Genomic DNA, 11160 nt, shown 5'->3' with positions numbered 1-11160 from the left:
AAGCTCTCCTTTATAACTGGCCAATAGTGGCAATTCAGGATCTATAAGGGATAATACACCATTAATTTTATATTTATAACACAACTCTTTTATGCGGGGGATATAATCAGGATGGTCTATACGGGGAACAATCTCAAATACATCGGCATGGTGCAAGGCTGGGGCAGTAATATCACAGTCCACAGCAATTACTTTCCCATTTAATTCATGGACTTCCTTTTTAAAGTACTCGACTAATTTTACACGCCGTCCGACACTACATATTAAAATATTCATAATATAACCTCCTTATTCACTTGCATTTGATGATTGCTTTATTTTACTACCTGTGAAGTTCGGCATTATTTGCCCTTCGTGGTTAATTCCTTCAGTTTGAATCACTTTTTTCATGGTCATAAATAATATTTTTAAATCTAAAAGGAAGGATTTATTATCAACATACCAAACATCTAATTCAAACCTTTCTTCCCAGCTTATAGAATTTCTTCCTTTAATTTGCGCCCAACCAGTTATCCCTGGTTTAACCTCATGGCGCCTCGCCTGAAGAGGGGTATATAATGGTAAGTAGTCCATTCTTAATGGTCTCGGTCCAACTAAACTAATTTCCCCTTTTATGACATTTATTAACTGGGGTAACTCATCCAAACTAAATTTACGTAAGAAAGTACCAAAGCCTGTCAACCTTAGATGTTCAGGTAATAATTTACCACTGTTGTCCTTTTCATTTGTCATTGTTCGGAATTTATAAATCAAAAAGGGTTTTCCATTCAATCCGGGACGTTCTTGTTTAAAAAGAATAGGTGACCCAAGTTTTAGTCTAACTAGTATGGATATTAGGATGATAATAGGGGAGAAAATGATTATTACAAGGATTGAAAGAATAAAATCAAATACTCTCTTCATTTCCCTTCACCAACCTCATTTTATTTTTGTAATCTTTAGAAAACATAGCGGTTAAAAATAATTAATAACTGCTAAATTAGTCGTTTCTTTTCTAACACTGCTAGAATCAAATTTCCAATTTTTATTCTTTATCATATAATCTTTTCCGTACAATTCTCCCAAGTGAATGTGAATATTGCTTGGAATCAAGACATCGAGGTCATAGAATTCAGATTTGATTAAATCGAATTCTGTTAGGACATTTTCATAGACTCTTAATCCGCCATATTGTTTTATACATTCATTAGGACTTAGATTATAGAAGGTTTGATAATCAAAAATTTTTATTTGATTATCCATTTTATAAGCATAAAAGATATCGATATTGGCAGTTTTATATTTATATGTTTCTTCTATTATTTCACCCGTCAGAAGCTTTGCCCGTTTTTTCAATTTAAAGCCCTTTGAAGTCAATAATTGTTCTAAGGTTTCATCCCGTTCCTGGATGTACATAGCGATATCAATATCATGATCGTGGGAGATAAATCCTTTTTCCCTAATCGCTCCCAGAAGCGTGCCAAACTCCAGCCAGTATTTATATTTGTTTTGATTCATAGTTTGGATTAATTTCTTTAAAGCTTTTTTTGCACTAAATTTAAAAATTAAACCATGCATTTTTACATAGGGTTTCCTTAAATACTTTTTGGCAAATTCATAAACACCCAGCTTAAAAAAAACTTCTTTCAATAGATTATCCATTTTGTTAGCCCCTCTTAAAATTTCATATTTCACGATTACACATAACGTGAATAAATCTCTTCCATTTCATTTAAGACATTACCTAAGCTATAATCCTGGATTCTCTGGTGTCCTAGTCTCCCGAAATTAATCCTTAATTGTTTATCTTCAATTAATCTAACAAAACTTTGAATAAGACCCTCGTTATCACCAAGGTCTACAACCAAGCCACAATTCCCGTTGTCCACTAAATCCCTTGAACCGCGGACATTTGTCGTGATTATTGGTTTTGCTGCAGCCATTGCCTCCATTAAGCACCGGGGAAGCCCTTCATGTTTGGAAACTAATGTCACAATATCAGATGCTGTAATAATACTTGGAATATCTTTTCTATATCCTAATAAATGAACATTCATAATCCAATTTTCCTCTATAAAAGCTTTAATTTTCTCCATATCATCTCCATACCCAATGATTAATAAATGTGCATTTGGACATTGGTCTACTATTGTGTTCCAGTTTTTAAGGAGAAATAATTGATTCTTCCGAGGACTTAATTCTGCTATACAGCTAATAATTACATTTTCAGAAATCAAGCCTAACTCGTTTTTTATATCAATTAGCTCCCCTTGCTTATCATGAAATTCTTTTAAGTTCACACCAACCCCGTGAACATGAAACATATTATGGTTTTCCTTAAAACCAAGCCTTTTTCCTAACGAAATATCCTCTTCATTCATAACAAGCAACCCGTCTGTCCATCGTTTCGCAAGTTTTTCAGCAGGATAAAAAAGAAGCCAATTTTTTCGAGAGGCTCCATTAAAAAAATGAAATCCATGCGCCGTATAGAGAATTTTTCCTTGATTATGCTTAGAAGCTGCATACCTTGTTAAAAAAGCCGCTGTCGGTGTATGGACATGTATTAAGTTGAAATAATGATGACTGAATAATTCATTTAATTTCTTTACAGCTCTCATATTTTTTTTGGAAAATGGCATTCGATCAAAATCCACATCATGGCAAATGACCCCAATATCAAGTAGTTCATCCTTCCGATTTCTCGAATTACTTCCGACCGCGTGTACCTCATAACCCTTCTGTTGAAACATTTTCATAAAAGGCTTATGAAAGGAAGCAAAATGAGAATAAACAGAGGCTGCAAACAGTACTTTTTTCACTAAAATCCCCCCATTAAGAGAATCTACCAGACACTTTCCCAAGATTTTTTGAGCTAAGCAAATAGACCAATGAACCTAAAAAGAACCAAAACATTCTTGCATTATTAAATGAGACCGCCATGGACCCTATCAATAAAATAATTAATATATCCCTTAACATATAAGTGATCTTACTTTGAAACTGTTTATTGACCGTTATTTTCAGAATTATGCAGGCAATATATAAGAAAAAGATAGCTGCAAATATACCTCCCCACTCCGAAAACGTTTGAATATAGGTATTATGAGCAACTGCATCAATGCCAGAAACTTTTTCTGAAACGGCGGTATACATGCCCACTCCCACTCCAACTAAAGGTGATAATCCGATTAATTCAATGCCTGCCTTCCAGATTGGAAGCCGGGATGAGCCCCCCTCATTAAAAGCAGCATTAAAATCAGTGAAAATTAGACTAATCCGTTGGAATTGAACAGATTTCTCTGTTAATAAGGTTAAGTTCTTACCAAGCAGCTCCAAAAGTACTCCCAAAAGCAAAATGCCAAAAAGCATTAAGATAATTGTTCTAAGTTTTAATTTGTTTTTAACTATTTCCCCTAAACTAAATATAGTTGTGTAAATTAATAACGTAATGATTCCAGTTTTTGATCCTGAAAGTAATATACTGATTAAAATGATGAGATAAGTAATAAGTTTCGTCCTTAATAACATTTTTTCGGACCTTAAAAAAAATGGAAGGGCACTGATTTGAACAATAGCAAAATAGTTCGGATCATTCATAAAACCGTTATAACGGTCTTCACCAAAATCATAGATTTGATAAAAAAATTTCAAACCTAAAAGATTAATAAATATTCCCAGTGTTCCGACAAACAAAGCTGCAAATGAATACCATTTTATCGAACTCTTTATAAGATCTTCATGGTTTAGGTTATAGCCAATTAAAAAATATAAAAAGACGACTGCCAGCTTAGCGTACTCCTTAATAATGGAATAAAAATCAGCCGTGACACCAAATCGAAAAGGTGTATAAAAGATGGCTGTTACCCATAATAATGCGGACAAAAATAAAAAATACACGAAAGAATATCCAGGAACACTAATCCCATTACAAGCCACATGAACTAGCAACAATAAAATCACCAAGTCGCTCAGGGAAAAATTGACTCCTCCAATAATACTCGTTTGATTTAGGAACACAGAGAACAGTAGAATTAGAAAATAATAGACATTTCGATTTGTTTGGCTGCGATTTAAAATGGCTAAAGCATCAATTTCTCCTCAGCCTCCTTTCTTCCAAAGACAAGCCTGCCCCGTTGCAGGACACTTTTGGACATTTTTGGATCGAACAGGATATTGCCAACAGCGATTATTATTAAATTCCATATCGATAGGAGAATGGCATAAACAAACCATTCAATTAAATTCTTTGGATCGATGTTGAGTAACCATTGAATTGGCAATGCTGCAACTAATGAAAGAAATATATTAGTCATTACTTTAAGGATTGTCGGTTTTAATGAGGCATTTAATATATTTCTTGAAGCATATAAAAGAACATCTATGGTGCGGAAGGTATAGGAGCAAATTGATCCAAATAGTACTCCCTCGGTTCCAAACATCTGAACTAGGATGAGGGAAGCAAGTAAATTAATGATAGCTTCTGCCAGTGCCCGATACTTTGTTTCTTTGAAGTGACCAGCGGAATTCACTAATGTGTAGGCCGGAACTCGAATATTGCTTATCACCCCTACAGCAATAAACAAAATAGCTAATTCCGGGCGGATATAGTTCGCATCTGAAACTCCATGTGTATAAATCTTGATAAATGGAAGTATGAGTAGAAAAGCCGTGGTAAAGGCCCAGGCGATTAAGGCATAATAAACAGATTCAAAAATGTTATAAACTTCAATAACCCTATTTTTTTCGCCTCTAACTAGTAAGTCCCCTATTCCTGCAAATAGGGCACTCGAAAAAGAAGTTACTAATAAGGTAATCGCAGAAAATACCATATTATACGTAGTGAATACACTTACTTCCTTTAACCCTAAAAAGATTGTAATGATGATGACGGGAGTATTAAACACAATAACTCCAGTTATTTGGTGAATAAAGACGTCCCACCGCTGGGCTAATGCTTCTGTATCCGGTTTTTCCTTAAAACTGACATTAGGATAATGTTTTTTGACGTAGGCCAATACCAAAATTGATTTGGATGCCAAAAAACAAGTGGCAATCCCATTAACAAGAAGCACATCCCACCCAGCCTTAATGAGGATAACGTATGAAATTAAATTAGCAATTAAACCGATAATTTGCATATTTGTTAATACATAGACTCTTTGATCTGCGGTAAGCAGCACTTTATACTTTCCAATGATAAAAAAGTCTACAAAACTATTGCCTCCCAAAATTAGAACCAGGAAAAAAGCAATTTGATAGCTAACCTGATCAGCAATCAAAAAAGGATAGATAATCGCAAGCAATGCAATGAAACTGACAAGTATATACCCCGCCCGCAGATAAAGTAATTTTGCCGCAGATAGAATTCCGTTTGCTGCCTCTTTATCATTTGCAGCCATTGGCTTTAATAAAGCTGTTATTGATGTCAGCCCAATTCCTGATTCAACTATATTTAAGAAATTCAAAAATTGGCGAATGGACAGCATAAGTCCGTTGATGGCGGATCCATAAACGGTTATAAATAATCTCGGCAGAATTAAGCCAATCAGTGCATAAACCAGTTGATAGGAAAGGTTGGAGATCATAATATAAAAGGCTTTTTTTGTCCTCATGAAAAGGTATGCCACCTTTAATTATTTTTTATGCCCGTTAAAAAATACCCAATAGCTTTTTTCTTATTGGTGCAGGTTCTTCTTTTATTATTGTTTGACCTTTCATAAGCAGTTCCGCATTTTCTTTAAAATAGAATGTACGCTGTATGTCATATTTTTGGGTGACGACTTCATAGGCTTCTTGGAGGCAGAATCCCCTTGTTCTTGTGTTATGGGCATCAGAGCCAATAAAATGCGCCAAATTATGTTCGATGATTTTTTCGGAAAAGGCTTTAACCTTTTTTCCAAACTGACCGATGATACTACCTGCTGTCAGCTGGGTTAGCGCTCCTTCTTGAACTAGTTCAAAAAGTTGATTCGTATTCTCGATAAAGCCTCGATTTCTCTCGGGATGCACAATAATCGGGATGATTTCCCTCAATAAAAGTTCATAAACAATTTCACTAGTGTAAAATGGAACTTCCCCTGATGGAAGCTCTAATAATAAGTACCTTCCTTGATCATCAAGGGTCAAAACTTCATCCATTTTTAGTGAATGAAACAATTCCCGATGAATTCTTAATTCTTGACCCAGGTGAACGGTAAGTGGAATATTCTCTTCGTGTAAGGATTGATTTAAACGTCTTACATGGGCTAAAATTTGCCGCTTTGGATTTTCAAATTGTCCATTATGATGATGCGGGGTTGCAAATAGATGGGAAATTCCGTTCTTTACGGCCGCTCTCGCCATGTCTAACCCTTGGATATGATCTTGGGGGCCGTCATCAACATAAGGGATAATATGACTATGAATATCGATCATTTGCCCAGCCACCTTTATTAACTATATTCACCGTAATAGGTCCCCTGCTTAGATTCCACTCCATTCACAACCACTCCAAGCAAGTGGGCATTTGCTTTTTCTATCAATTCCTTTGCTCTTATTGCCCGATCCCGTTTAGTCTTTCCACTGGCAACTACCATCACTACACCATCGCATTTATTGGCTAATATTTGTGCATCTGTTACAACCAGCAATGGCGGGGTATCGAATACAACATAATCATAGGACCCCTTTACTTCTTCCATTACAAGTTCCATTGCTTTTGAATCTAATAATTCTGAAGGATTAGGGGGGATGGGCCCGCATGTTAATATGTCCAAATTCGGGACAGACGTTTTAATAATTGCCTGATCTAAGCTAATATCTCTTGTCAAAACGCTGGTTAAGCCGTCGATGTTACTTACGTTAAAAGCATAATGGACCGTGGGTTTTCGCAAATCAACATCAACAAGTAGCACCTTTTTTCCCTTTTGTGACAGCACGATGGCAAGATTAGCGGAGGTTGTCGATTTTCCGTCAGAGGGTTCCGGGGAAGTTACTACGATGGAATGAATATCTTTATCCACAGAAGAAAAGTGCAAATTATTTCTAATTAACCGGTACTGTTCCGTTATCGGTGATTTTGGATTCAAATGAGCGATTAAATGGACACTTTTTTTCTCTCTTTTTTTCAATTTACGAGACAATCGTTTCGCCTCCCATTGTTTGAACAGCCGAATTTTTTCCTTCCTTTATTTGAGCCTTCGATATTTTTTGAATGGTGCCAAGAACAGGTACACCCAGGCAAGCGGCAGCATCTTGATCATCCTTCAATGTACCATCCATGAAATCTTTAAGAAGAGCGCTACCCATTCCAAGTATTAATCCAATTAGAATGGCAATGCCAATATTTAGTAATGGCTTTGGTTTAACGGGCACAGGTTTTTGTTTTAATTCTGCCCTTGCAATAATACTCACATTGTCAACATTCATTATCCCTTTGATTTCTGATTGAAACGTATCTGACACGGTATTGGCAATTTCAACTGCCTTTTGTGCATCATGGTCTTCAACCGTCAAGGAGAATACCTGTGAATTTTCTTGACTTGTTACGGTAAGATTTTTATTCAGTTCCTCCCATGTAACGTTAAGATCTAGTTGATTAATGACCTTCTCCAGGATGGCAGGGCTTTTTAAGATGACACTATACGTATTAATTAGATCAACATTGCTTTGTAAAAGTGTATAGTCGAGTTTATTCTCTGTATTTTTTTGATTTACTAGTATTTGAGTTGAGGCTTGGTATACTGGCTTCAGGATAAAATAAGAAACGCCTCCGCTAATTAATGCAGCAATGACTGTTATACAAATAATTAGTTTCCAGCGTTTCTTTATGGTTTTTAATATATCTAATAACCCTACTGTTACATCCATTTTTTCCTCCTGTTATAGGTAGACATTTGGTTTCATCCAATCAAAGCTTTTTTAATACATTCTATTACTCTCATTTGATCTTCTACCGTCATATTGGAACCAGAGGGTAAACAAATTCCTGTTTGAAAGAGTTCCTCTGAAACACTCATATTCTGGTTATGCGAATAGTATTTATTTTTATCAAACAGGGGCTGCAGGTGGAGCGGCTTCCAAACAGGTCTTGCTTCGATATTCTCGGAATCTAGCGCAGCAAGTAATTTGTTTACCGAGACACCTGTTATTTCCTCGTCTATTGTTAAAGCCGTTAGCCACCGGTTCGAGAATGTGTTTTTTAATTCTGGCATAAAAGATAGACCAGGAATGCAGGATAATTCTTGATAATACATATTAAAAATGGCTCTTCTTGCTTTGACCCGCTCTTTCAAAACTTCGAGCTGACTTCTGCCGATACCGGCCAAGATATTACTCATTCGATAATTGTAGCCAATTTCACTATGCTGATAATGCAGGGCAGGGTCTCTTGATTGGGTTGCTATGAACCTTGCTTTTTGAAGGGCTTCTGGATTATTGGAAATAAGCATGCCCCCGCCGGAGGTTGTGATAATCTTATTGCCATTAAATGAATAGATGCCAAAATCGCCGAACGTTCCACTAGCCTTCCCTTTATACATGGAACCAAGTGATTCGGCTGCATCTTCTATGATGGGAACCTTGTAATTTTTACAAATGGTTATTAGCTCCTCCATTTTTGCAGACTGACCATAAAGATTCACAATGACCACTGCTTTGGGCAGTTTATTAGCTGAATCGGCATCTTTAAAAGCTTCTTCCAACGCTAAGGGAGACATATTCCATGTCTCCGGTTCGGAATCAATAAAAACGGGTTCAGCACCTTGGTAGAGGATTGGATTGGCACTTGCGACAAATGTTAGACTGGAGCAAAAAACGGTATCTCCCTTTTTAACATCCAACAATTGTAATGCTAAATGAATTGCAGCTGTCCCTGAGCTTACTGCAGCCGCCGCATTTATACCGACAAAGCTTGCAAGCTCCTTCTCAAATGCATCTACATTTGGTCCTAATGGTGCAATCCAATTGGTTGCGAACGCTTCATTGATATACTTCATTTCTGAGCCGCTCATGTGGGGAGACGAGAGAAAAATCCTGTTTTTTATGGTCGTGGCCGTATCCAACAACTGCAGCACCTCCAATCAATTCCTTTAACTTAACAGCGCTTTCCTATATCGAAATGGGCATGTATGGCTTCGAAGACATCTTGTTGTTTGCAAGCTTTAAAAGGATCTCTCTTAGTTCCTCTTTTTCCATACTTTCAAAATTAGCTATCAATTGATTAATTTCTTCAATATATAACTCAGCTGATTTACCAATATAGATTTTTGGGTAGATTTGCTTTTCGTGAATTTCATTTTCTTTTAACAGCTCTTCAAAAAGCTTCTCCCCCGGTCTTATCCCTGTGAATTGAATACCAATTTCTTCAAGTGAATTTCCGGAAAGCTGGATTAAATTTTTAGCGAGGTCAACTATCTTCACTGGGTCACCCATATCTAAAACAAATATTTCCCCGCCTTTTGCAAGTCCGCCAGCTTGAATCACAAGCCTAGATGCTTCAGGAATGGTCATAAAATAACGGACCATATCAGGGTGTGTGACGGTAACAGGCCCCCCTTGCTTTATTTGCCTCTCAAATAATGGGATAACGCTGCCTCTGCTCCCCAGAACATTGCCAAACCGAACTGCTACAAATTTTGTCTGGCTCACTGTATCCATAGACTGAACGATCATTTCTGCCAGTCTTTTTGTTGAACCCATAACACTAGTAGGGTTTACGGCTTTGTCTGTCGACACCATGACAAAGGTTTTAACACCATGCCAGCTGGCAGCATTAGCTACATTCATCGTGCCAATTACATTGTTTTTAACGGCTTCATCAGGATTGTTTTCCATTAGAGGTACATGCTTATGTGCTGCGGCATGATAGACGACGTCTGGAAGATGTTTGCGCATGATGGATTCGATTTTTCCTAAATCCTGAATATCTGCAATTTCCGGTATAAATTCAATTGATGTTCCTTTAAAGCGTTCCTTTAATTCCATTTCGATTGAATAGATACTATTTTCACCATGTCCTAAAAGGATTAACTTTTTCGGATTGAACTGGGAAAGCTGCCGACAAATTTCGGACCCAATAGATCCGCCAGCGCCTGTCACCAAAACGGCTTTATCTGTTAGATATTTTGAAATAGTTTCCATATCAAGATCAATAGGATCCCTTCCTAAAAGGTCTTCTACTTGGACATCACGGAACTGACTTACCGAAACCTTTCCAGTCACTAAATCCTCCAATTTGGGGAGGATTTGAGTTTTGGCAGAAGTTTTGGCACATTCCTGAAAAATGGGATTCAAGTCCTTTCTGCATAATGATGGAATGGCGATAATAATATTTTCGACTCGGAGGCTTTGAACTGCCCATACAATGGAATTGACACCGCCCACAACCGGTATACCAAAAATATCAAGTTTTTGCTTATAAGGGTCATCATCAATAAAGCCAACGGGATGCAGGTCCTGCCCATGATTTTTTAAAAGCTGCCTTGCAATCATTGTTCCTGCAGAACCCGCACCGACAATTAATGTTCTTTTTTTATTCCGATTTTGGTATATAAAAGTATCTCTGTAAATTTTCAAAAAGAACCGCGAGCCGCCAAGTAATAATATATGAAGGGCCCAGGTGACTACTAAAAGCCTAAAGTGTATTTCATGAATAAATATTTTCTGGATAAGGGCTGCCATCATAATCGTATAAGTAACGATTTTAAAGATAATCAATAATTCTCCTGTACTGGCGTATTCCCAGGCTTTTTTATATAGTTTTAAGTAAGTTGAAAAAATATGATGGCAAATCAAGATGGATAAAGAAGTGAGAATCAACGGAGCTGTAATGACATTAAAAGTGGCATTGACTAGGAATCTACTAAAATAAATCGCAGTTAAAACAATACTTGAATCCACTAAAAAAAACAGCGACAATCTTTGTCTATATGTCATACTCTCTCCCCTTTATATGCTTTATTTAAAATTAAAGCTTTTGATTATCCGCCTTCTTGAAGCCCGAATAATCAAAAGCTTTAATTCAATATGGGGCATCTAACCCCGCCTCACATCACACTCTCAACGACTGGCGTCTAAGGTCCTTTTGAACCCACAGCATGACCGAGTGCCTTCATTGATAATGGTAAGAAGACATCACCTATTATTAACAGAACTACTTGTTTGTAATATAGAACAAAAAGAATAAAAAAATTTTTACCTACC

The 11160-nt window shown here is 36.7% G+C and carries 10 protein-coding genes and 1 pseudogene; all 11 read right to left on the bottom strand.

The features are described from left to right. Positions 1–276 (bottom strand): annotated as a pseudogene (locus tag V7161_RS01285) (ATP-grasp domain-containing protein); the annotation flags it as partial. Positions 277–288: 12 nt separating this feature from the next. Next, positions 289–903, bottom strand: a complete 615-nt coding sequence (locus tag V7161_RS01280; RefSeq protein ID WP_335441923.1) for a sugar transferase — start codon at positions 901–903, stop codon at positions 289–291. 51 nt (positions 904–954) lie between these two features. Further along, entirely contained in the window at positions 955–1641 is a 687-nt protein-coding gene (locus V7161_RS01275; protein ID WP_335441922.1) for a LicD family protein, read from the bottom strand. A 35-nt stretch (positions 1642–1676) separates the two neighbouring features. Further along, positions 1677–2798 (bottom strand): glycosyltransferase family 4 protein, encoded by a 1122-nt coding sequence (locus tag V7161_RS01270; RefSeq protein ID WP_335441921.1) that lies wholly within the window; start codon positions 2796–2798, stop codon positions 1677–1679. Positions 2799–2811: 13 nt separating this feature from the next. Beyond that, complete coding sequence (locus V7161_RS01265; RefSeq protein ID WP_335441920.1) at positions 2812–3927, bottom strand: O-antigen ligase family protein; 1116 nt, start codon at positions 3925–3927, stop codon at positions 2812–2814. A 131-nt stretch (positions 3928–4058) separates the two neighbouring features. Further along, entirely contained in the window at positions 4059–5591 is a 1533-nt protein-coding gene (locus V7161_RS01260) for a lipopolysaccharide biosynthesis protein (RefSeq protein ID WP_335441919.1), read from the bottom strand. 37 nt (positions 5592–5628) lie between these two features. Beyond that, positions 5629–6393 (bottom strand): tyrosine-protein phosphatase, encoded by a 765-nt coding sequence (locus V7161_RS01255; protein WP_335441918.1) that lies wholly within the window; start codon positions 6391–6393, stop codon positions 5629–5631. A gap of 17 nt (positions 6394–6410) precedes the next feature. Next, on the bottom strand, positions 6411–7100 hold the full coding sequence (locus tag V7161_RS01250; RefSeq protein ID WP_335441917.1) for a CpsD/CapB family tyrosine-protein kinase: 690 nt from the start codon (positions 7098–7100) through the stop codon (positions 6411–6413). Further along, on the bottom strand, positions 7090–7827 hold the full coding sequence (locus V7161_RS01245) for a YveK family protein (RefSeq protein WP_335441916.1): 738 nt from the start codon (positions 7825–7827) through the stop codon (positions 7090–7092). The genes V7161_RS01250 and V7161_RS01245 overlap by 11 nt, the downstream gene beginning before the upstream one ends. A 32-nt stretch (positions 7828–7859) precedes the next feature. Continuing rightward, the gene (locus tag V7161_RS01240) at positions 7860–8969 is read right to left on the bottom strand and encodes a DegT/DnrJ/EryC1/StrS family aminotransferase (RefSeq protein WP_335441960.1); all 1110 of its coding nucleotides are present in this window, start codon (positions 8967–8969) and stop codon (positions 7860–7862) included. 97 nt (positions 8970–9066) lie between these two features. Continuing rightward, positions 9067–10893 (bottom strand): polysaccharide biosynthesis protein, encoded by a 1827-nt coding sequence (locus V7161_RS01235; protein ID WP_335441915.1) that lies wholly within the window; start codon positions 10891–10893, stop codon positions 9067–9069. Positions 10894–11160: the final 267 nt, after the last annotated feature.

The sequence above is a fragment of the Neobacillus drentensis genome, assembly GCF_036965425.1.
In the GTDB taxonomy this organism is placed as follows: Bacteria; Bacillota; Bacilli; order Bacillales; family Cytobacillaceae; genus Neobacillus; species Neobacillus drentensis_F.
This window is presented reverse-complemented; position numbering and strand designations above follow the sequence as displayed.

Bases quoted from the DNA above. Each gene is read 5' to 3' on its own strand.
- V7161_RS01260 (WP_335441919.1), bottom strand. From the start codon at position 5,591: ATGAGGACAAAAAAAGCCTTTTATATTATGATCTCCAACCTTTCCTAT.
- V7161_RS01245 (WP_335441916.1), bottom strand. From the start codon at position 7,827: ATGGATGTAACAGTAGGGTTATTAGATATATTAAAAACCATAAAGAAA.
- V7161_RS01235 (WP_335441915.1), bottom strand. From the start codon at position 10,893: ATGACATATAGACAAAGATTGTCGCTGTTTTTTTTAGTGGATTCAAGT.
- V7161_RS01240 (WP_335441960.1), bottom strand. From the start codon at position 8,969: ATGAGCGGCTCAGAAATGAAGTATATCAATGAAGCGTTCGCAACCAAT.
- V7161_RS01255 (WP_335441918.1), bottom strand. From the start codon at position 6,393: ATGATCGATATTCATAGTCATATTATCCCTTATGTTGATGACGGCCCC.
- V7161_RS01280 (WP_335441923.1), bottom strand. From the start codon at position 903: ATGAAGAGAGTATTTGATTTTATTCTTTCAATCCTTGTAATAATCATT.
- V7161_RS01275 (WP_335441922.1), bottom strand. From the start codon at position 1,641: ATGGATAATCTATTGAAAGAAGTTTTTTTTAAGCTGGGTGTTTATGAA.